Here is a 20,814-nt window from a genome sequence, read left to right as displayed (position 1 = left end):
CAGTTAAAGGTATGAACCTGTACTCAATATAAGGTTTATTCCCAATATTTCAATGACTATTAATTACTCAAGTGTTATTAAAAATCACATTTGATCTTATAATACAAAAAAGCTTTAGATATCAATATCTTTTTTTAAATTTATTTTAAATCAATTGGTTAGGTTTTATTTTAAATTAAACAATAAAAATATGTACATAATCAATATTTAAAGTCATTATGAAAATTTCATAGTGATGAATTAAATACATTATATGACTAACATTGGTTCTTGTTTATGTAATCAAGTAAAATTCTCTATAACTCGTGAAATAAAAACGGTTTATTACTGTCATTGCAGTTTATGCCGAAAACAAACGGGTACAGGAGCGAATGCGGCTACTTTGGTCAAAGAAAGCCAATTTAACTGGCTATTTGGAAGTGAACATGTTTCTACCTATAAAAAAGAGACTGGTTTTACCTCATCGTTTTGTAATAAATGTGGTTCACCCGTACCCAATAAAATTAATGGTACAAATTATATATGGATACCATTAGGGCTTTTGGAACACTCATTTAATCCAGACTTAAAGCTTAATTTTTGTATAGAGTCAAAACATGAATGGGTCGTGCTAGAAGATGCTCATAAAAGTTTTGTCCATTTACCTGTTCTTGAAGAGTTCTTAAAATACTTTGAATAACAGCCTTTAGTTTTTATATCTTTAATACTTATTAAGTGTTCTTTACATAAATGCTGTGTGTTCACTGTTGAATATATCTGTCATTTAATTAAGCATGAAGTGATATAACTTAAAAAGGATGAATCACATGATAGATGAAGAAAAGCCTTTAAATTTTGAAGATGATGACGAGCCTCTTGATTTTGAAGATGAAGAATTCACAGATGATAAAAAAGAGGATGAAATGTATAACTCGATCACTAAGGATGGATCTAGTGTTGATCCTGCTGATGATGGCACACGACATATTCGTCCAGAAGATGGTGATCCGATAGAACTTGATGAATAAGTGCATCAGTTTAAAAAAGATTAGTCTTTTTAATCTTTAAGTATAAGTGTAATATCCGAGCGCTGTCACAAACAGCAAAAAAGTCCTGAATGATCAGCGCAAAAAATCAAAAGGGTAAAGCCTGCTTACAAAGCGGGCTTTTTTATTTTTATAAAATTTTAGATAACTAAACTTGATTTATGGGTGCTGTAAGAACTTATTATTTTAAACAAAAATATTTAGATATCTTTGATGAATGACTAATCAATGCTCCTATTGTTTGTAATGAGCATTTAAAAGAAGCACAAACGTAAATAATAAAAATAAAAAAAATAGAAAGATCATGAGTTGAAACATATCGTTAAATTATTTAGGTATTTTACACAATTTAACATTTTATGCAAATTAGTTTACATTTCATTAAGTTTTGTTAAAGCTTTGATTGAGGCTTAATCGTTTTGAAAATGTGACAATTGAAGGATAATTTGTTAGATTGTTTGATTTTTATTATAACAGGTGAGCCAGATGAAGAAATTTTTATTTGTCCTTATTGCTGGATTTGGGATAGAAGGTTGCACATCATTGACGCAAAAAGCTGATGAAAATTATATTACCAAGTCTCCCATTACGCCGGTTAATACTGCATTTAATGGGACAAAAGTACTTGAGCATGGAATTTTTACTGAGCAGGATATTGCTGATATGCCTGAGCATTCAAATATCAATTCACGTTACAAAATATCATTTTAAGTCACTACTTAAAAATTAAAATTGAATAGTTAGGCTAAACAATCGAGTAAATTAGCTGAAATATAAAGTTTACTAAGATTGTATTTAATAATGGCTATTCAATATAAACTATCAGCTTGGTAGTTTTTAAAAAGATAAAATGTTAAATTTTAATCATTGAAAAAATTGGTTTTATAAATGAAAAATATCATTATTTTAACTTCAATATTGTTATTAACTGGGTGTGCTATTAACTCTAAATCATTATCGCCAGTGAAAAGCGGTGATGATAAAACTATTGTAGAGGCTGAAAAATATAAGCAACAATATCAAAAAAAGATATTTAAAATTTGGGATGTCCCACCATCTTCTGTAGGTATGAGCGCTAGCGTTAAAGTGTTTTTAAGTGATAGTGGTGAGATTGAGCAAATTATTTTTCTAGATAAAGAAGATCCAAAGTTCAAATCAAGTATTGAAAAGGCAATATGGCGTGCAAGCCCATTTGTTTTGCCTTCTAATCCTGAGGTAAGAAAACAGGTAAGAAAGTTCAACATCAAGTTTGTGGCAAAGTAAATTTTAAGAACACAAATTTGACTTTTTATTTATAGAAAACCACCAATTGGTGGTTTTCTATATTTGGGATGTGAAATTATAAACAAGATAACTATTAACCAATCTCACTTTAATTACTGTATCCGCATATTCTTTAAAAGATAAATTTATAACTTTATTTTATTGATTATTTAAAAACTAATCATTATTTTTTATTTACTTTTTCTTTTATGGTTGATTCATCAAAGAAGAGGAATGAGCCATGTTGAATCAACATGAGATAAATTTAAAACAGTATCAAAATAAATCTTTAAGTTATTTGAACAGCACAGCTCACTCTGAAGGGATTGAGTTTGATAAGTTTATTAAAGAGATTAAGAAATATTCAAATGCTGTCGTTTTAGATTTAGGTTGTGGTGGTGGCCATGTGGCTTATAACGTTGCTAATCATGCCGATTTAGTTTTTGCTTACGACTTATCTCATGAAATGCTTGATACTGTCTCAAAAGCTGCCAATGATCGAAAAATAAAAAATATTTTTGTACAACAAGGTATAGCCGAAGATATGCCGTTTACTGATGAACAGTTTGATGTAGTGATTAGCCGCTATTCTGCCCATCACTGGCAACATGTACCAACGGCGATGAAAGAAATAAATCGTGTTTTAAAACCTAATGGTACCGTTATTTTTGTTGATATTATCAGCTCAAGTTTTCCCATTTTAGATACGTTTTTACAGACTATAGAGGTTATTCGAGATCCAAGTCATGTAAGAAACTATAGTATTAAAGAATGGGTTTACTTTATAGAAGATTCTGGTTTTGAGTTAACTACCTTAGATAAACAGTCACTCATGCTAGATTTTGATAGCTGGGTGCAGCGTATGAGAACTCCCGAAGACCAAATAAAAACACTTAAGTATCTACAAGAGAATGCATCAGATGTGGTCAAAAAATATTTTAATATTCAAAAAGACGGGAGTTTTGAAAGCAAAGTAGGATACTTCGTATTTAAAAAAATATCTTTCTAGTCTGCTTTTAGGGTCAATGTTTAAAACATTACAAATCTTCAAAACTAATCAAAATCTTATTTATATTTTAAAACTAAGTATAAAAAAGCCCTTTATGTAAGGGCTTTTTCCTTTTTAAAGCTCAAATTTTTGTTGAACGTTCACTTAGCCATGCTTCTAACTTTGGCCAAAACTCTTGAGAACTTGCTTGGCTTGAAATTAGTCCCAAATGACCACCTGGAATAAGAGTAAATGTAACATCTTGGCTACTGGTTAAATGGCTTAATGGTTGAGCTGCATCCGCCGTAACCAATTGATCGCTACGACCCGCACCAACCAAGAGAGAACAGTCGATATTTTTTAACTCAATTTTTTTATCTTTTAATAAAATAGAACCTTGCTTCAACGGATTTTGTAGCCAAACATTGAATAACATGTCCTGATTAATCCCTCCTGGATAATCAATCATATTATTTAAAAAACTACTTAAAGTGGCATGTTCTTGTACAAACTGAAGGTCATCAAGGTTTTTCAGTAATTGAACATGACCATCGAGCCAACCTTTAGGGTCAAGAATTTTAAATCCTAGAGAATTTAAAATCCCAGGTGTATGAATCAAACGCTTCGGTAATCCTGAGTAGATACGTTCCTGTAGCTTCTTATTGCGAGCAATAGTGTTATTTATAGTTCGGTAGAGTTTTCCAATATAACCAGAAGCATAACTATCAATTGGGCTACCTAATACTATAAGGTTTTTGACATAATTTGGATGATTATACGCTGTATATAAAGTAACGAATATACCTGCCATACTCCATCCGTGTAGAGAAATTTGGTCACTACCTGAATGGGTGCGAACAAGTTCTATAGCTTTAGGAATAAAATCTTCTATAAATGATAAAAAGTTAAGATGTCTATCTTTAAAGCTCAAACGTCCCCAATCGACTAGATATACGTCAAAACCTGCATTTTGAAAATATTTTACAAGCGAACGATAAGGATATAAATCATAGATCGCCATATTAATTGCTAGCGGAGCAACAAATACTAATGGTTCTTTAAAACGCTTCTGGGTAGCCGCATAGTAACGAACACGGGTTTGATTGAATTCACCAATTACTTCAAACGGAGTGCTTTGTGACAATACTAATGTTTGAGGATGAAATAGTCGGGTAGAGAGGTGCTTGATTTGACTTTGTTCTGGGACAAGGGACTTTAAGCGTTTCATCTTATTTTACCAACTATACTAAAGATTGATTGAAGTCTAAGCGATAATTTTCAGGTTTACCTTGACCTTAAATACCTTAGACACTCAAAATGATGATAGTTTTTTAGTACATGACCAGTAAAGGCGCACATTTAATGAACCAGTCTGATGATTTAGAATACCAACTTGATACTTTAGCCATTCGTACCGGACATACTCGTAGTTTTGAAGGTGAGCATGGCGAACCAATTTTTTTGACTTCATCTTTTGTATATGAAAACGCTGCTGAAGCGGCTGCAAAATTTTCTGGTCAAGTTCAAGGAAATATCTATTCACGTTTTACCAATCCGACTGTATCAATGTTCGAAAAACGCTTAGCAGCTTTAGATGGTGCTGAACGTGCTGTTGCGACAAGTTCTGGAATGGGCGCGATTTTGTCAGTTGCTATGGCATATTTAAAAGCGGGTGATCATGTTATTTGCTCAAGAGCAGTTTTTGGTTCAGTTGTCGCTTTGTTTGAGAAATATATTGCCAAGTTTGGTGTAAATATTACATTTGTCGATTTATGTGATTTGGACGATTGGAAAAACGCGGTACGTCCAGAAACTAAACTTTTATTTGTTGAGTCACCATCGAATCCTTTAGCTGAGATTGCAGATATTCAAGCACTTGCAGATATTGCACATGCGAATGGTGCATTACTTGCGGTTGATAATAGTTTCTGTACGCCTGTTTTGCAGCAACCATTAAAATTTGGTGCAGACCTTGTGATTTACTCGGCAACTAAATATTTAGATGGACAAGGGCGAGCATTAGGCGGTGCTGTTGTCGGTAATCATCAGTTGTTAGAAGAGGTTTTTGGTGTCGTCCGTACACTTGGGCCATCAATGAGTCCGTTTAATGCATGGGTTTTCTTAAAAGGTCTAGAAACTTTACGCTTACGTATGAAAGCACACTGTGAGAGTGCTCAAATTCTTGCCGAATGGTTATCTACCCATGACAAAGTAGAAAAAGTTTACTACGCAGGCCTTCCAACTCACGAAGGACACGAACTTGCTGCAAAACAGCAAAATGGTTTTGGTGGGATTGTTTCTTTCGTTGTTAAAGGCGAACGTGAAGGTGCTTGGAAGGTGATTGATAACACCAAATTTATTTCAATTACTGGTAATTTAGGTGATGTGAAGTCAACAATTACCCATCCTGCGACAACAACACACGGCAAACTTTCTGCTGAAGCCAAACAAGCAGCTGGAATTCAAGAAGGTTTAATCCGTGTTTCAGTTGGTTTAGAAGATATTAACGATATTATTGGTGATATCTCACGTGGATTAGATTTAATCTAATTAATTTATATATTTAAGAGTAAACCACACTTATTTTAGTGTGGTTTTTTATTAATGATGTTGTTACTCACAAACAACGAAAGCAATAAAAAGACTACATTTTGTTATAAATGACTCTAAAATCACAACGTATAAAAGTTCTAAATTTAATAAAAATAACAAAGTGAGTTTTTGAACCATGCTTAAACCTATAATTATATTAGTCGCTATAGGGGCAATTGGTTTGGTTGGATACAGAGTATTTGCCCAAAAAGACGAACCGACTAAGATTAGCGAAACTGTATTGTTAATTAATGATGCGAACAAATCAGTTGAAGATGCAGACCATTCCATAGAAAAGGCAAATGCCTCTTTTCAGAAAATGCCTTTAAATGAATACAAACCGGATAATAAAAACCTTCAAGCCTCACAATAGTTGCACTTAAATTTTAGAACTGGTTCTAAGAGTGAAAAGTTTTACACAGAAAGCTTTAAACTCATGAGTTAGCGAAAATAGTTTCATAGATACCAATAGGAAACATTAATTTATTGTGTCAGAATTACAGATTAATTTTGATTTAAACGTAATGACCTCAATGCTCTTTATGATGGGTTGAGGGACTAAAAGAGTTTAAGTTCTGAAGTGTTATGTGACTATCAATTATATTTGGTAGAGATACGGAGTTAGGTTTATGAATATCAATATGCTCATGCAGCAAGCGCAGCGCATGCAAAAAGATATGGAATCAAATATAAAAAAGGCCAAAGAAGAGCTTGCTCAAACTGAAGTACACGCTGAAGCGGGTGGTGGTTTAGTTAAAGTAACCATGACTGGTCGTTATATCGTAAAACGTATCGAAATTAATCCAGAATTACTTCAAGATGAACCAGATATGATTGAAGACTTAATCGCAGCTGCTGTTAATGATGCTGTGCGTCAAGCAGAAGTAGTTTCTGAAGAAAAAATGCAAAAAGCTAACTCTGGCATGGGTTTACCTCCTGGCTTAGCGGGCATGTTCTAAGGAAATTCAGTGTTTAGTGATAGATTTGAACAACTCGTTCAAGCTTTACGTATTTTGCCTAGCGTTGGGCCGAAGTCGGCTCAACGTATGGCTTTACATCTGTTGATGAAGAATCGTGAAGGTGCATTTGCTTTAGCGCATGCTCTACATGAAGCATCAAGTTATATCCACGAATGTAGTGTTTGCCACTCTTTAACTGAGCACGAAATTTGTGATATTTGCGCTTCAACAGAAAGAGATGATCAACTGCTCTGTGTGGTTGAATCTCCGGCAGATGTGATGGCAATTGAGCAAAGTGGTAGTTTCCGTGGCAAATACCATGTGTTGGGTGGGCATCTCTCTCCATTAGATGGGATTGGGCCAGAAGAAATAGGTATTCCTTACCTAATCCAGCGTTTAAGCCAAGGCACTATCGAAGAAGTCATTTTGGCAACTAACGCCACTGTAGAAGGTCAGGCGACAGCGCATTATTTGGTTGAAGCGACGAAGCATTTACCTATTCACATGACACGTATTGCTCAAGGTGTACCACAAGGTGGTGAGCTTGAATATGTTGATAGTCATACATTAAGTCAGGCGGTACATAACCGTATGCGTATGAAATAAGTACCTCGGTGCTTATTTCAAAGATTTTTTTAAAATATAAGTTTTATTATTAAAAAAATCTTTTTAAAAGACAAAAACATATTTTTAAAAATGACTTAATGAATATATAAATTAAAAAAGCTGTTTGTAAAAAATAAATTTTTATAAGGATCTTAAATTGAAAAATTTAAAATAATGATCAAAAAATTATCTCTTTTTTGGAAAATTGTTCAAAAATAGATTATTCATCGTGGATTCAGTAGCATTTTTCTATTGCTATGTTATATATACCAGAGTTTAAAGCACTCTTTGCATTTACTTGAGAAAGCATGTTTCAGTTTATCCAACAGCAAACCGAATTGGTTGATGTTCTTCAACAAATGGATCAATGTTCAACATATGGACTTGATACAGAATTTATTAAGGTTGATACCCTTTGGCCTAAACTTGGAGTATGTCAAGTCAATGTCAACGGAAACGTATATTTGCTGGATGGCGTGTCGCTAGACTTAAGTGAGTTTTGGAAAAAAATCTTTGTTGCTCAACAAAATATTTTTCACGCGTGTGGTGAAGATATCGATTTAATCTATCACTATGCTGATGAACAAAACCTATTAAATGTTTTTGATACCCAAGTTGGACTTTCCTTTTTAGGACATGGTTTACAAGTAAGCTATCAAGGTGCTTTAAAGCTTTGTTTAGAGATTGACATTGAAAAAGACCAAACTCGATCTGACTGGTTAGCAAGACCTTTGTCTCCTCAACAGTTATGCTACGCAGCAAATGATGTTTTATACCTTATGCAGTTGGCTAACCATATTAAGGATCAGCTTAAGCAAAAAGGGCTTTATGAATATGTTCTTGAAGACTGTAGTAGTCTAACCAAAGAAATTATTAGTGAAACACCAACGTCATTACTCTATACAGATGTAGGCAACTATCGACATTCACGCCGTCAATTAATGCAATTGCAGAATTTAAGTGAATGGCGCGAACATATAGTTAAAGCAACCAATCAGCCACGTAGTTTTATCCTTAGAAACTCGACAATGATTGATTTGGTCGAAAAAAATCCACGTAATAATTTTCAATTATCTCAAGTAAGAGATATCCGTCCAAATGTTGTTCGTGAATATGGCAAGATTATTCTGGATCTTTTAAAGGATTTACCAGTAGAAGGGCAATGGCCAGCTAAAATTGCTAAACCTTTTAAAATTACGTCAAAAGAAACATTAGATAAAATGGATGCATTAATTGCAAACGCAATAGAGCAGACTTCCATTCCGAAAGAAGTTTTACTTCGTAAGAAATGGTTAAATGCAATTCATCAACATGTACTTTCTAAAGGTGATGAACAAGACTTACCTGACTATTTGTTGGGTTGGCGCTATGAATTACTCACTAAACCTCTTATTGAGCTATTTACAGAAGAGAAAGCAAGTCTCTTATTTTAAATTTAAATAGGTATTTTTAGTTTAAATGCGCTTTGTATTTAGAAAATATTTTATTTGATTAATATTTATTCAACTTCTTGTATTTAATCTTGCTTTAAAAATAATCCTTTTTATAAGTTTATCTTTATAAACTTAAATTTTTGTTTAGTTATACTTTATATCTTTAGGTTGTTTTGAAGTTTAAATACTATAAATATGAGTTTATCTTAATTTTATATGATTATGCTGAATTAAATTAACTTTATGCGTGAGAAAAATTCAATTGCGTATATATACAGGTCTGTATATTCTTAGCAACAAGAAAAACAATTTCAAAATAAACAATATATAACTATAAGTTTGTTTCGGTGCAGAAATATAGAGGCCTTCTCGGGGAGAGGAGGCCTCTAATTTTATATATAAAGTCTTAAAAAGTTTTTAAAATCAATAATAAGTTAATATTGAGATTAATTTTTTATGCTATAAATGAAAGTTACTAATAACTAGAGAGATAAACATGACTAATAATTTTAATGCTGAACAGGCAAGAAAAAATGCTAAAGATGTCAAAATAGATCAAGCAATATTGTTGGAAAAAATCTTATCTGGAACTGAGCAAGTCTCGAAAGAAGGTAAACGTCGAGCAGTGTTTCAATTTCCAATAGATGCTTTGCATCCTGAACATATTACGCAAGTAGAGGAAGAGCTAAAGACACGAGGTTTCAACGTTTCAACCAATATTGATCAGTCTGGTACAACCGTCAATATTGAAGTCAGTTTCTAAGCTTTAAACTATTCAAACGCCCATAGATTAGGGCGTTTCTTATAATTTTTTACAATCTAAATTTATAAAAATCAATATATTGTTTGACAGGTTTATGCTTCTTCTGTAGCTTTACTTTTTGAGTGGAATATGGATATGAACTTCCAAACAATACTTTCATCTTTCAAAAATCAATCGACTGGTACAGATGCATTTAAAAACTTAAAAAATGCGTGTGAGCAGTATCTTAAGCAATCCTCAAATTTAAATGAAAAAGCCGCAGCTTATCTTATTTATGGGTTTGCTCGTAGTTATGTCATTTTATATGAAGATGAAGCGGTAACTACCGAGTTTGCACAAGCTTCTAAAGAAACATTAATGAATTACATGAATCATTTAAATGAAGCCTTACTTACTGAAAACCACAGCACAATTTTGAGTGCCTTAAATCAGGTGAGTAATGACTATATGCAGGGCTCAAGAGTCTTTTAAAACTTTTGATTAACTTATTGATAAGATACTTCTTTAGTCCTTAACTTAACTAAAGAAGTATCCGGTAATAATTTTAATGTGATTTTTTCTTGCCGCCACCATCTTGTTTATTGACAGTAGACCATGCGATACGTTCAGCTTCTTCTTGAGAATGACCTCTATCTACTTCACTCTCAACAATATGTTTAGCCTGACGCTTTTGTTTTGCTGTGTAAGATGATTTGTCGCCACGAGACATAGTAAAGACCTCCATATTTTCTTTTAAGATCTTTTATTATTGAAACACATCCGAATTTAAAATCGGTTAAATAATGTCTTATCCTGTATACATAAGTTGAATCTTCTTTAAATCTTATTTTAACTTTTATTTAAATTAAATTTATTATTTTCAATGTGTTAAGATAAATTTAATTTAATTAAGACGAAGTTTATTGTTTTCAAAATGTAATTTTTTCATTTTATAAAAGTTGATAAAAAGATTTTTTATGTAAAATTAATATGTTAATAAAGGTTGGAAAATTTAAAACTTTAGAAAATTAAAAGTTATTTATCGACCTTAATGATTGTTGTGGGTTAATATTTCGCGAGAAAAGAAAAAACGACTGATGCGTAAACAAACCTGCGTGTGTCTGTTGTTTTTTTTCATGTATGCTGTCCTTAGTTCAAGAGTTGATTTGAAATGCACTGTGATATTTATAGATCGAGCAAAAAAGATGAAATGTACATTTATATTGCTCGTCCAAACTATCCTGATGATGCGGAGCAAGCTGATCCGTTTGAAAAAGTTCCAGAAGCTGTTTTACAAGCATTTGGTCGTGCAACGTTTGTCATGCATTTAGAATTGGCTCCAACACGTAAATTAGCGCGTGTAAATGTTTTACATGTTCTAGACTCATTACAAACAAAAGGTTTCTTTATTCAGATGCCGCCAGAAGGGTTAATTAACCCAAATGCAGTTGAACCAGAGGGCTTACGTGGTGCGTGAAGATCAAGCTGGAGTTCTAAATCAATTACTTTCTTCTCTCGATGCAGTTCCTGAGGAGATCATTGCTTTAACAGCTTATGGCGTTGGCGCTATTATTGCTTTGTGGTGTTGGTGGCGTTTAATGCGCCGCCTACCTGCTACTTTTGGCGCAATAAGCTGGTTAGTTGTTTTTGCCATTTTGGTGACACCAACCGTTTCGGAAGGTCCTAATGCATCTGTAGCTCCAGCTATTTTTGGGCTATTGTTTGGTGTGTTAACTAAAGACAGTCCTTTAATCTGGTCAAATTTATCCTTAATTCTGTTTGTAATCGGTCTAGGTTTGCTTATTGGCTATTGTTGGTCAAAATATACAACAAACAAAAGCATGCGTTCCATCTAACCATTGAAATAGAAAAATAAGGTCTCTACATGTCTGCTGATACCCAACATTTTACCGGTACAGATCAATATATCGCGACTGATAGTCTTAAACTTGCTGTAAAAGCAGCCCGCGCTTTGCAAAAGCCTTTATTGGTTAAAGGTGAGCCGGGTACAGGTAAAACTTTACTTGCTGAGCAAGTGGCAGAAAGCCTCGGTTTAAAACTCATTACTTGGCATATCAAGTCAACAACTAAGGCACAGCAAGGCTTATACGAATACGATGCTGTGTCTCGTTTGCGTGATAGTCAACTGGGTGATGATCGTGTTTACGATATTAAGAACTATATTAAGCCCGGTAAATTGTGGGAAGCTTTCACCAGTGAAGAGCGCTGTGTGCTTTTAATTGATGAAATTGATAAGGCAGATATTGAGTTTCCAAATGACTTGTTACATGAACTTGATAAGATGTCTTTTTATGTTTATGAAACAGGCGAAACAATTACTGCTACTCAACGTCCAATCGTAATTATTACTTCAAATAACGAAAAAGAATTACCAGATGCGTTCTTGCGTCGCTGCTTCTTCCACTATATTGAGTTTCCAGATGAAGCAACGATGCGTGAAATTATCTCGGTACATTTCCCAAATATCTCTGCGACTTTGGTAAATGAAGCTCTGCAAGTTTTCTTCAAACTCCGCGAAATTCCTAACTTGAAGAAACCCCCATCTACATCTGAACTGATCGATTGGTTGAGTCTGCTTATGGCAGATGATATGCCAGAAGATGTACTACGTAATCGAGATACATCAAAAGCTATTCCACCTTTGTATGGCGCACTCATTAAAAACGAACAAGATGTGCAACTGCTTGAACGTTTGGCTTTCATGTCGCGACGTTAAAGGAGGGAATAACCCATGTTTGTGCGGTTATTTTACACCTTACGAAAATATGGTGTTCCAGTCACGACTCGTGAACTGATTGACTTAAATCGTGCGGTAAGTGAAGGGCTGGTTTTTGCCGATCAAGAAGAGTTCTACCAACTTGCTAAAACTATTTTAGTTAAAGATGAGCGTTTTTTTGATAAGTTCGATCGTGCCATGAAAGATTACTTTGATGGCATAGAAACCTTCGATATCGATGAATTACTCAAGCAAGTCCATAAACTACCAAAAGACTGGTTCGATTTAGAGCTTTTAGAAAAGCATTTAACACCAGAGCAAAGAGCTGAGCTTCAAAAAGCAGGTTCTTTAGAAGAACTGATGAAAATGCTAGAAGAGCGTTTACGTGAACAGCATAAAAAACACCAAGGTGGTAACCGTATGGTTGGCACAGGTGGAACTTCACCTTTTGGTGCTTTTGGTGACCATCCGGAAGGCGTCAGAATTGGTGGGCCAGGTCGTAAACGTTCGGCGGTTAAAGTTTGGGAACAGCGTAAATACCAAAATCTAGATGATGACCAAGTTCTTGGTACCCGCCAAATGCAAATTGCTTTACGGCGTTTACGCAAATTTGCCCGGCAAGGCGCTGCCGAAGAGCTAGACGTTGACGGAACTATTCGAGAAACAGCCAAGCAAGGTATTCTTGATGTTCAAATGGTGCCAGAGCGTCGTAATCGAATTAAAGTACTCATGTTATTTGATGTGGGCGGTTCAATGGATGCTCATATAGCTCAATGTGAAAAGTTGTTTAGCGCGGCTAAAACTGAATTTAAAACACTTGAATACTTTTATTTCCATAACTGTCTTTATGACTATGTTTGGAAAGATAACTACCGAAGAACAGCGACTCGCATGAACACATGGGACTTGTTTCATACCTATGGACGTGACTATCGTGTAATTGTAGTAGGTGATGCCAGTATGGCACCGTATGAGCTGAAATCGGTAGGTGGCTCGGTTGAGTATATGAATGATGAAGCAGGTGAAGTTTGGTTACGTCGTCTGCGTCAGCATTTTGATAAAACAGCATGGTTAAACCCTGAAACAGAAGGGTATTGGCATTACACCCAAACAATTGGTTGGATTAAAGAGATTTTTGAAAACCACATGTACCCAATGACTCTAAAAGGCATTGAAGATTTAACGCGTTACCTTTCTCGATAAACTTGATAACTTTAATAATTTAAAAAGAGGGATGATATGCAACATCAAATTAATGGTATTGCTTTACCAAATGAGCAAGGATTTTTTGGTGAGTATGGAGGGCAATTTATTCCTCCACATTTAAAAGAAGCAATGGATGAAATTAATGTTGCTTATGAAGAAATCCGCCATACACTAGAGTTTCAAAATGAATTATCAGATCTCTTTGCAAATTATGTAGGTCGTCCAAGTCCTTTATTTTATGCAAAACGTCTTTCAGAACAGTTAGGTGGTGCACAAATTTATTTAAAGCGTGAAGACTTAAACCATACGGGTGCTCATAAAATTAATCACTGTTTAGGTGAGGCTCTTCTTGCTAAGTATATGGGCAAAAAGAAAGTGATTGCCGAGACGGGTGCGGGTCAGCATGGGGTTGCTTTGGCAACAGCATGTGCTTTAGTGGGTATTCCATGTGAAATCCACATGGGTCAAGTCGATATTGAAAAAGAACACCCAAATGTGGTCAAAATGAAAATTTTGGGTGCTCATTTGGTATCGGTAACTCGTGGTACAGCAACCTTAAAAGATGCTGTAGATAGCGCATTTGAAGAATATTTAAAAGACCCTAAAAACTTTATTTATGCCATTGGTTCTGTGGTTGGGCCACATCCATTTCCAAAAATGGTTCGTGATTTTCAATCAATTATCGGTAATGAAATTAAAGAACAGACGCATCAACGCTTTGGTAAAAATCCAGATTATGTGGTGGCATGTGTGGGTGGTGGTTCAAATGCAATCGGTGCTTTCACAGCATTTTTAAATGATCCAGATGTAAAACTTGTTGGAGTTGAACCCGCTGGACATGGGCTAGACACAAATATGCATTCGGCAACCCTAACCTTAGGTAAACCAAGCCAAATTCATGGTATGGCTTGTTATGTCCTCGAAAATGAGGCTGGTGAACCTTTGCCGGTGCATTCTATCGCTTCTGGATTGGACTATCCTGGTGTTGGGCCACAACATAGTTTCTTAAAAGATTTAGGACGTGTGGAATATAGCACTGCAACAGATCAAGAATGTTTAGATGCGTTTATGACCCTATCACGAGTTGAAGGTATTGTTCCTGCACTCGAAAGCTCACATGCGGTGGCTTGGGCAATTCGTGAAGCGCCAAAGCTGCCGAAAGAAACCATGATTGTGGTAAATCTGTCGGGGCGCGGAGACAAAGATTCAGACTATGTTGCAGAAAAGCTTAAGCTTTAAGTCAACTAAACAAGAAAAGCGGTCAATCATAAGGGCCGCTTTTTTGTTTTAGAGACTATAATACTGCTACTTATAAACTTCATTATTTCTTAACTAAAACAAAGTATTCTAATTTTAAGCTGAGATTATTACAGATTGAGATGTAAAACACTGGTTCACAAGGCAAAGCGTTGCGTTGCTTTGTCTCACTCAGTAGAATAGTCACTTTGCAAAATTTGCCTTTGGAGACGCCTAAGTGGAGCGACCGACGATTAGCCCTGAACATTTACAGGAAGCTGCTGAAAATTTATCAACAATTCGAGATTTTATTCGTTTTGGGGTATCAGCATTACGTCAACATGATGCACATTTAGGACAAGGCACTGAAGATTATTTTGCAGAAAGCTCTGCATTAGTTTTACAAACCTTATCTCTTGAATGGTCAGCAGACTCAGAGATTTTAGATGCTAAACTTTTACCAAGTGAAAAAGCAGAATTCTTAAGCTTGTTGGAGCGTCGTATTAATGAGCGTATTCCAACTTCTTATTTGTTAAATTTAGCTTACTTCTTCAATAAGCCATTTTATGTCGATGAGCGTGTGCTTATTCCTCGTTCACCAATTGCAGAATTAATTGAGCAACGTTTTGCACCATATTGCTTAGATGAAAATGGTCAAATGCGTGAAGCACTTAACAACTTACCAGAAAATAGCAAGCCTAAGACACCGCAACGTATTTTAGACATGTGTACGGGTTCTGGTTGTATTGCAGTAGCTTTAGCTTATGCTTATCCAGATGCAGAAGTCGATGCGACTGACATTTCTAAAGAAGCTTTAGAAGTAGCATCGATTAACGTTGAACATCACAATAAACAATATCAAGTTGCGTTACTTGAATCTGACTTGTTTGCCAAAATTCCAGCTGAAAATCAGTATGATTTAATTGTAAGTAACCCGCCGTACGTTGATGCCGAAGATATGGCTGACTTACCGGAAGAGTTTTTACATGAGCCTGAACTTGCATTAGCAGCAGGTCAAGATGGTTTAGACTTGGTTCGTAAAATGTTAGCTCAAGCGGCAGATTACTTAACGGAAGATGGTTTAATTGTAATTGAAGTCGGCAACTCTGAATGGGCTATGCGTCAGAACTTCAATACAGTTGAGTTTAACTGGCTTACTTTCCAAAAAGGTGGTTCAGGCATTTTTGCGTTGACTGCTGAACAATGTCGTCGTTATAGAAAACTATTTGCAGAACAAGCTTAAGGAGTTGTACGTATGGCAGGGAACACTATTGGACAACTCTTTCGTGTGACTACATGCGGTGAATCGCATGGGGTTGGTTTAATGGCAATTGTTGATGGCGTGCCGCCAGGTCTTGTATTAACCGAAGAAGATTTGCAAATAGATTTGGACCGTCGTAAGCCGGGTACATCAAAATTTGCGACTCAGCGTAAAGAGCCTGATCAGGTTGAAATCATTTCAGGTGTATTTGAAGGTAAGACGACTGGTACGCCAATTGGTTTACTCATTCGCAATACAGACCAAAAATCGAAAGATTATGGAAATATTGCGCAAACCTTTAGACCGGGTCATGCAGATTACACTTATACGCAAAAGTATGGTTTCCGTGATTATCGTGGTGGTGGTCGTTCAAGTGCTCGTGAAACTGCTATGCGTGTTGCAGCGGGCGCTATTGCGAAAAAATATTTAGCAGAAAAATTTGGTGTCCTGATTCGCGGTCATGTGACTCAAATTGGTAATGAAGTTGCTGAAAAGTTAGATTGGAATGAAGTTCCAAATAATCCTTTTTTCTGTGGCGATGTAGATGCTGTTCCTCGTTTTGAAGCATTGGTTACGTCTTTACGTGAACAAGGTACAAGTTGTGGTGCTAAGTTGGAAATCTTAGCTGAGAAAGTTCCTGTAGGTTGGGGCGAGCCTGTTTTTGACCGTTTAGACGCTGATATTGCACATGCAATGATGAGTATTAATGCAGTTAAAGGCGTTGAAATCGGCGATGGTTTTGCTGTAGCGGGACAGTTCGGACATGAAACACGTGACGAATTGACTAGTCATGGCTTTCTGGCGAATCATGCTGGTGGTATTTTAGGTGGTATTTCAAGTGGTCAAACCATTCGTGTAGCAATTGCACTAAAACCGACTGCAAGTATCACAACTCCAGGTAAAACCATTAATTTAAACCGTGAAGATACCGATGTGTTGACTAAGGGCCGTCATGATCCGTGCGTGGGTGTTCGAGCAACTCCAATTGCGGAAGCAATGTTAGCAATTGTGCTAATGGATCATTTTTTACGTCATCGTGCTCAAAACGCGGATGTTGTTCCTCCATTTGCACCAATTGAACCATAGTTCTAGCTTTCGTTAAGTAAAAAAAGCCACATAATTTAAAGTATGTGGCTTTTTTATTGAGAGCAATTTTTTAATTAAATATATATCTTTTAACTAATTATTAGGTTAAATCTACGATTTGTTCTTGATTTACAGCAATTTGATACTGATTACGGCCATTTGTTTTTGCTTGATAGAGCGCATGATCAGCACGACTAACAAAAGCAGAAATTGAATCATTTAAACGTGGAATTGTTGTTGCCACACCCGCACTAATGGTTACGTATGGTGAAACACTGCTACATGGATGAACAATGGCGATTTTTTTAATTGCATTCATTAATCTTTCGACTTGAATTTGAGCTTGTTGTGCATTCGTCATAGGGAAAAGCAGTAAGAACTCTTCGCCGCCATAGCGAGCAACTAAATCTCCACTACGAGCAGCAATTGAAGAAATAGCAGTCGCAATATCTTTTAAACACTGATCGCCTTTAAGATGTCCTAATGTATCGTTATAGGGTTTAAAGAAATCAATATCAACCATCATAATAGTAAGTGGTGTTTCATGGCGTAGTGCACGGCGCCATTCATTATCTAGTGTTTCATCAAGATAACGTCGGTTAGCAAGTCCAGTTAAAGCATCTTGCTGTGAAAGCAAAGACAACTGCTGCGCTTGTTGCATGAGTTCAATACGGTTGAGCTCAATCATACAGTTTTGTAAATAGTTTTCACGGTGCTGACGGTCTGTAGCGTAGGCAAGAGTCATGCCTAAGAAACTACTAAACGTATATGTGCGGTTCAAAAACGTCCAATCTATATCGCCTTTTACATAGGTACTGACTAAAATACCAACAAGGCCACCGACCCATCCTGCAATGATTGCAGTATAAAAGCGCATACCTACCGCACCGTAGATAATCACAATTGCATACATCATTGCTGCATGAAAAAGAACATTATCTTGGCCATTTTCTAAAACGTTAATTAAAATAAATGTTATGGCAACTGCAGCAGCAGATCCAATTCCGACATAATAATCAAACCACTGATTTAATTTTTTAATAAATGATAAAATCCATGCGATTAAAACAATTATGCCTACCCAAGAATAATAGCTTAACCAGGATAAAACTTGGTCGGTTGGTAAAACTTGGTATATACCAAAGCTTAAAAATAAATATAATATTAAAATAATAGGTGCTCTATAGCGAAACTCATAGGCCGCACCATTTTGATATTGAAAACGATAGATCGTTTCAAGTTGCTTTGGAAACCATACGAAATTCAATCCGCGTGTGGTTAATAAATCTATTTGTTCCTGTCCCAATATATTGGAACCTTGCAACTTCATAATTAATGCTCTCTATATTGGAAGTTGGCATAAAATGCGACTTGTTTTATTAAAGTTCCATCTAAAAGTATTGGTTATATAATGTGTGGTTTATTCAAAATAATAATACAGATTTTTTAAAAAAGTAATGATTTTTATAGGCCCTTATTGTGATAAAAATCACGACATTTCAATGATTAGCGTCACAATTATCTAAAGATTCAAAACCTTTGAGAAAAAATTACAAATGGTCGATTAAAGATTGTATCTTTATCATTTTCGGATAGACTTATAGCCGTGAAGTACAGATGATTGCTGTCATATAAATAGGAAAATTAGCAATGACTGCTCTAAATCAATATGGAATGAGTTTAGAAATTACGCCGCATAATGGATGGTCTCAGCGGTTTTGGGAGGATCTTTTACCAGTGAAGGAGCGGGTGAGTAAACATCCGTTTTTTACTGAAATGGCCAATGGGGGATTGAGCCTAGAAAGTTTCCGTTATGCTTTACTTAATTTCTATCCATTGGTAGCGCATTTCCCGTCATATATGGCTGGTGCGTTAGCTAAAGCAACTGCTTTTGCAGAACCAGGTGTAACAGAAACACGAGACTGGTTAATTCAAAATATTAAGGTCGAAGAGCGCCATTTACAGTGGTATCGTGATTGGGCTAAAGGTTTTGGATTAACTGTAGAACAGCTTGATAGCGTGCGCCCCCCAGCTGCAATGAATGCTGTGAATCACTTTTTATGGAATATGAGTCATCGCGGTAACTTGGCTGAATGTTTGGCTGCGACCAATTTGGCAATTGAATGGGCGACAGGTGATTGGTCTATTCAAGTTTATAAAGGTATTCACGCTTATACAGATCATCCTGAGGTCACTATTGATAAACGCTCTTTAGCATGGTTACGTGCTCATGCTCATTATGATGATTTACATCCTTATGAAGCCATGGAGTTGATTAAGCGGTTGTCAAATGACCGACCTGATTGGCAGCAAAAAGCATTTCATGCGGCGGAAGAAGGGCTGCGATATTATGAATTAGCTTTAGATGATTGCTATAGGGTACAGCTGCAAGCCTCTGATTGATCTCATTTAAAAGAGGGAGAATATTGTTAGATATTCTCCCTTTTATTTTATTCAAGCAATTTTAAGAGCTTTGCCCGATAAGGCGTTTCTTCAGGCAGAAGTTCAAGTAAGCGCTCAACTGCATCGACACGGTCAGGAACGCGGCTAACCACACGTAATAGTTGGTCTACATCATCAATTTGATAGATAACATGACTCAAGCGAGCATCAAAGCAATCTCTCCAAGCACACAAAAATGGACTTTCTGATTTGGCTAAAAAACTACCTCTATACAGTGTTAAAGTGGTTGCAGTAAAACCTAAGTTTAGTGCTTGTTCAGCCATGAGAAAGTCACATTGAATTTCACAGTTAAGTCTATATGGTCGTGACTCGATCACATCGGGAATCAGGTTTCGAAGCTGTGAAAGTTCAGCTTTTAGTGTAGTGGTACTCACTGGCCGATCGCCATATAAGGCATAGTGAAGCTCTTCTAGGTTTATGCCTTCCGGACATAAAGCAAGAATACATAAAATTTCGATTTGGCGCTGCGTGAGTGTTAAACCATGTTGATTGTATTGAATTTTAGGTGTGCCTAGCGCCTTAATATATAAAATGTTCTTTTGATAAAGTTGAATGGCTTGTTTTACAATATCTGCACAGCGCTCAACCGCTAAAATTCCAAGTGAGTTATGCTTTTGGTATTTAGTTGATAAGTTCATAATGCCATAAAACTGGCCTGTGTTTGCATCGGTGATCGGAGCTGCATAACATACCCAGTCTCTAACACTGTTCATCTGATTTTCATGTGAATAAACACAGCTTGCTGAATGTGTATTCAGGGCAAGACCAATTGCATTTTGACCAACTGCTTGAGTTGACCATTGTCCACCTTCAACAAAATGAACTTGTTCAGCAGATGAACGCATAGGTGTACTACTCCATGTCCAGAGTAAAGTACCATGGGGGTCAGTTACCCCAATTGCCATATCTGCATCTTCAGCAATATGCATCAAATTTCTATGGCACTCTTGGATTGAACGACCAAATAAGGAATGTTGCCATTCCTGATCCAGATCAAATATAGGAGCCGCATCTAGATCGAGTGACGGCTTTTTTCCTAAACAAGGTGTTTCCGAGATTGTTTCCGGTCTAAAGAAAGACGGAAGGTTGTCTGTAGAAGGCAATAATAATTGTTTTGACATATCCATATCGAAGTTCCTTTATCGTTGAAATGGCGTATCCGTGGCCGCTCAACAGGTTTAGCTTTCTTATTGTGACTATTTCCTCGTTATTTCATT

Annotated in this window: 24 protein-coding genes; 20 read left to right on the top strand and 4 right to left on the bottom strand. The window is 35.9% G+C overall.

Annotated features, from left to right (window positions below):
* Window positions 1-253: 253 nt before the first annotated feature.
* The 5 genes from J582_RS06575 (at window position 254) to J582_RS06560 (ending at window position 3,297) form a co-directional block, all read left to right on the top strand.
* Complete coding sequence (locus J582_RS06575) at window positions 254-679, top strand: GFA family protein (RefSeq protein WP_032047534.1); 426 nt, start codon at window positions 254-256, stop codon at window positions 677-679.
* 127 nt (window positions 680-806) lie between these two features.
* Window positions 807-1,007, top strand: coding sequence for a hypothetical protein (locus J582_RS06570; protein ID WP_002049802.1), 201 nt, complete (start codon window positions 807-809; stop codon window positions 1,005-1,007).
* Window positions 1,008-1,511: 504 nt separating this feature from the next.
* On the top strand, window positions 1,512-1,736 hold the full coding sequence (locus J582_RS0104340) for a hypothetical protein (RefSeq protein ID WP_002049917.1): 225 nt from the start codon (window positions 1,512-1,514) through the stop codon (window positions 1,734-1,736).
* 177 nt (window positions 1,737-1,913) lie between these two features.
* Window positions 1,914-2,288, top strand: a complete 375-nt coding sequence (locus J582_RS06565) for a TonB C-terminal domain-containing protein (protein WP_002050056.1) — start codon at window positions 1,914-1,916, stop codon at window positions 2,286-2,288.
* 241 nt (window positions 2,289-2,529) lie between these two features.
* Window positions 2,530-3,297 carry a class I SAM-dependent methyltransferase gene (locus tag J582_RS06560; RefSeq protein ID WP_032047533.1) on the top strand — a complete coding sequence of 256 codons (768 nt, stop codon included), beginning with the start codon at window positions 2,530-2,532 and terminating at the stop codon, window positions 3,295-3,297.
* A gap of 121 nt (window positions 3,298-3,418) precedes the next feature.
* On the opposite strand, the gene J582_RS06555 is transcribed toward J582_RS06560, so the two are convergent.
* Window positions 3,419-4,504 (bottom strand): alpha/beta fold hydrolase, encoded by a 1,086-nt coding sequence (locus J582_RS06555; protein WP_032047532.1) that lies wholly within the window; start codon window positions 4,502-4,504, stop codon window positions 3,419-3,421.
* A gap of 134 nt (window positions 4,505-4,638) precedes the next feature.
* Here J582_RS06555 and J582_RS06550 point away from each other — a divergent pair, with 134 nt between their 5' ends.
* From J582_RS06550 to J582_RS06520, 7 genes are all read left to right on the top strand, one after another.
* Window positions 4,639-5,826, top strand: a complete 1,188-nt coding sequence (locus tag J582_RS06550; protein WP_032047531.1) for an O-succinylhomoserine sulfhydrylase — start codon at window positions 4,639-4,641, stop codon at window positions 5,824-5,826.
* Between the two features lie 178 nt (window positions 5,827-6,004).
* The gene (locus J582_RS06545) at window positions 6,005-6,241 is read left to right on the top strand and encodes a hypothetical protein (RefSeq protein ID WP_032047530.1); all 237 of its coding nucleotides are present in this window, start codon (window positions 6,005-6,007) and stop codon (window positions 6,239-6,241) included.
* A 256-nt stretch (window positions 6,242-6,497) separates the two neighbouring features.
* A complete protein-coding gene (locus J582_RS06540; protein ID WP_001024697.1) occupies window positions 6,498-6,827 on the top strand; it encodes a YbaB/EbfC family nucleoid-associated protein in 330 nt (109 codons plus the stop codon).
* Window positions 6,828-6,836: 9 nt separating this feature from the next.
* The gene (gene recR / locus J582_RS06535; RefSeq protein ID WP_000490551.1) at window positions 6,837-7,433 is read left to right on the top strand and encodes a recombination mediator RecR; all 597 of its coding nucleotides are present in this window, start codon (window positions 6,837-6,839) and stop codon (window positions 7,431-7,433) included.
* Window positions 7,434-7,741: 308 nt separating this feature from the next.
* A complete protein-coding gene (locus J582_RS06530) occupies window positions 7,742-8,866 on the top strand; it encodes a ribonuclease D (protein WP_032047529.1) in 1,125 nt (374 codons plus the stop codon).
* Between the two features lie 496 nt (window positions 8,867-9,362).
* Window positions 9,363-9,629 (top strand): hypothetical protein, encoded by a 267-nt coding sequence (locus tag J582_RS06525; protein WP_002050225.1) that lies wholly within the window; start codon window positions 9,363-9,365, stop codon window positions 9,627-9,629.
* A 129-nt stretch (window positions 9,630-9,758) separates the two neighbouring features.
* Complete coding sequence (locus J582_RS06520) at window positions 9,759-10,100, top strand: hypothetical protein (protein WP_017392806.1); 342 nt, start codon at window positions 9,759-9,761, stop codon at window positions 10,098-10,100.
* A 73-nt stretch (window positions 10,101-10,173) separates the two neighbouring features.
* On the opposite strand, the gene J582_RS25760 is transcribed toward J582_RS06520, so the two are convergent.
* The gene (locus J582_RS25760; protein ID WP_000086293.1) at window positions 10,174-10,338 is read right to left on the bottom strand and encodes a hypothetical protein; all 165 of its coding nucleotides are present in this window, start codon (window positions 10,336-10,338) and stop codon (window positions 10,174-10,176) included.
* 441 nt (window positions 10,339-10,779) lie between these two features.
* Between J582_RS25760 and J582_RS06510 the strand changes: the two genes are divergently transcribed.
* From J582_RS06510 to aroC, 7 genes are all read left to right on the top strand, one after another.
* On the top strand, window positions 10,780-11,085 hold the full coding sequence (locus J582_RS06510) for a YcgL domain-containing protein (RefSeq protein WP_002049830.1): 306 nt from the start codon (window positions 10,780-10,782) through the stop codon (window positions 11,083-11,085).
* On the top strand, window positions 11,078-11,464 hold the full coding sequence (locus tag J582_RS06505; RefSeq protein ID WP_002050047.1) for a hypothetical protein: 387 nt from the start codon (window positions 11,078-11,080) through the stop codon (window positions 11,462-11,464). Before J582_RS06510 ends, J582_RS06505 begins: the two co-directional genes overlap by 8 nt.
* A gap of 29 nt (window positions 11,465-11,493) precedes the next feature.
* Window positions 11,494-12,345 carry an AAA family ATPase gene (locus tag J582_RS06500; protein ID WP_001271636.1) on the top strand — a complete coding sequence of 284 codons (852 nt, stop codon included), beginning with the start codon at window positions 11,494-11,496 and terminating at the stop codon, window positions 12,343-12,345.
* Between the two features lie 15 nt (window positions 12,346-12,360).
* Window positions 12,361-13,548: a vWA domain-containing protein gene (locus tag J582_RS06495; RefSeq protein WP_000498059.1), complete on the top strand. Its 1,188-nt coding sequence runs from the start codon at window positions 12,361-12,363 to the stop codon at window positions 13,546-13,548.
* Between the two features lie 36 nt (window positions 13,549-13,584).
* Window positions 13,585-14,790, top strand: coding sequence for a tryptophan synthase subunit beta (gene trpB, locus J582_RS06490; protein ID WP_032047528.1), 1,206 nt, complete (start codon window positions 13,585-13,587; stop codon window positions 14,788-14,790).
* A gap of 235 nt (window positions 14,791-15,025) precedes the next feature.
* Window positions 15,026-16,030 carry a 50S ribosomal protein L3 N(5)-glutamine methyltransferase gene (gene prmB / locus J582_RS06485; RefSeq protein ID WP_002049811.1) on the top strand — a complete coding sequence of 335 codons (1,005 nt, stop codon included), beginning with the start codon at window positions 15,026-15,028 and terminating at the stop codon, window positions 16,028-16,030.
* Window positions 16,031-16,042: 12 nt separating this feature from the next.
* Window positions 16,043-17,134 (top strand): chorismate synthase, encoded by a 1,092-nt coding sequence (gene aroC / locus J582_RS06480; RefSeq protein ID WP_032047527.1) that lies wholly within the window; start codon window positions 16,043-16,045, stop codon window positions 17,132-17,134.
* Window positions 17,135-17,234: 100 nt separating this feature from the next.
* On the opposite strand, the gene J582_RS06475 is transcribed toward aroC, so the two are convergent.
* Window positions 17,235-18,464 (bottom strand): GGDEF domain-containing protein, encoded by a 1,230-nt coding sequence (locus J582_RS06475; protein ID WP_002050016.1) that lies wholly within the window; start codon window positions 18,462-18,464, stop codon window positions 17,235-17,237.
* A gap of 320 nt (window positions 18,465-18,784) precedes the next feature.
* On the opposite strand from J582_RS06475, the gene J582_RS06470 reads away from it, so the two are divergent.
* On the top strand, window positions 18,785-19,537 hold the full coding sequence (locus J582_RS06470; RefSeq protein WP_032047526.1) for a TenA family transcriptional regulator: 753 nt from the start codon (window positions 18,785-18,787) through the stop codon (window positions 19,535-19,537).
* Window positions 19,538-19,584: 47 nt separating this feature from the next.
* Here J582_RS06470 and J582_RS06465 read toward each other — a convergent pair whose 3' ends face one another.
* Window positions 19,585-20,724, bottom strand: coding sequence for a helix-turn-helix domain-containing protein (locus J582_RS06465; protein ID WP_032047525.1), 1,140 nt, complete (start codon window positions 20,722-20,724; stop codon window positions 19,585-19,587).
* Between the last annotated feature and the right edge of the window lie 90 nt (window positions 20,725-20,814).

This window comes from Acinetobacter sp. 1566109, from assembly GCF_000582255.1.
Taxonomy (GTDB): domain Bacteria; phylum Pseudomonadota; class Gammaproteobacteria; order Pseudomonadales; family Moraxellaceae; genus Acinetobacter; species Acinetobacter nosocomialis.
Note: the sequence above shows the minus strand (reverse complement) of the source record. Positions and strands in the feature narration are given on the sequence as shown.

Coding starts and splice junctions, on each gene's coding strand:
- J582_RS06575 (WP_032047534.1), top strand. CDS start 254: ATGACTAACATTGGTTCTTGTTTATGTAATCAAGTAAAATTCTCTATA.
- J582_RS06570 (WP_002049802.1), top strand. CDS start 807: ATGATAGATGAAGAAAAGCCTTTAAATTTTGAAGATGATGACGAGCCT.
- J582_RS0104340 (WP_002049917.1), top strand. CDS start 1,512: ATGAAGAAATTTTTATTTGTCCTTATTGCTGGATTTGGGATAGAAGGT.
- J582_RS06565 (WP_002050056.1), top strand. CDS start 1,914: ATGAAAAATATCATTATTTTAACTTCAATATTGTTATTAACTGGGTGT.
- J582_RS06560 (WP_032047533.1), top strand. CDS start 2,530: ATGTTGAATCAACATGAGATAAATTTAAAACAGTATCAAAATAAATCT.
- J582_RS06555 (WP_032047532.1), bottom strand. CDS start 4,504: ATGAAACGCTTAAAGTCCCTTGTCCCAGAACAAAGTCAAATCAAGCAC.
- J582_RS06550 (WP_032047531.1), top strand. CDS start 4,639: ATGAACCAGTCTGATGATTTAGAATACCAACTTGATACTTTAGCCATT.
- J582_RS06545 (WP_032047530.1), top strand. CDS start 6,005: ATGCTTAAACCTATAATTATATTAGTCGCTATAGGGGCAATTGGTTTG.
- J582_RS06540 (WP_001024697.1), top strand. CDS start 6,498: ATGAATATCAATATGCTCATGCAGCAAGCGCAGCGCATGCAAAAAGAT.
- J582_RS06530 (WP_032047529.1), top strand. CDS start 7,742: ATGTTTCAGTTTATCCAACAGCAAACCGAATTGGTTGATGTTCTTCAA.
- J582_RS06525 (WP_002050225.1), top strand. CDS start 9,363: ATGACTAATAATTTTAATGCTGAACAGGCAAGAAAAAATGCTAAAGAT.
- J582_RS06520 (WP_017392806.1), top strand. CDS start 9,759: ATGGATATGAACTTCCAAACAATACTTTCATCTTTCAAAAATCAATCG.
- J582_RS25760 (WP_000086293.1), bottom strand. CDS start 10,338: ATGTCTCGTGGCGACAAATCATCTTACACAGCAAAACAAAAGCGTCAG.
- J582_RS06510 (WP_002049830.1), top strand. CDS start 10,780: ATGCACTGTGATATTTATAGATCGAGCAAAAAAGATGAAATGTACATT.
- J582_RS06500 (WP_001271636.1), top strand. CDS start 11,494: ATGTCTGCTGATACCCAACATTTTACCGGTACAGATCAATATATCGCG.
- J582_RS06495 (WP_000498059.1), top strand. CDS start 12,361: ATGTTTGTGCGGTTATTTTACACCTTACGAAAATATGGTGTTCCAGTC.
- trpB (WP_032047528.1), top strand. CDS start 13,585: ATGCAACATCAAATTAATGGTATTGCTTTACCAAATGAGCAAGGATTT.
- aroC (WP_032047527.1), top strand. CDS start 16,043: ATGGCAGGGAACACTATTGGACAACTCTTTCGTGTGACTACATGCGGT.
- J582_RS06475 (WP_002050016.1), bottom strand. CDS start 18,464: ATGAAGTTGCAAGGTTCCAATATATTGGGACAGGAACAAATAGATTTA.
- J582_RS06470 (WP_032047526.1), top strand. CDS start 18,785: ATGACTGCTCTAAATCAATATGGAATGAGTTTAGAAATTACGCCGCAT.
- J582_RS06465 (WP_032047525.1), bottom strand. CDS start 20,724: ATGGATATGTCAAAACAATTATTATTGCCTTCTACAGACAACCTTCCG.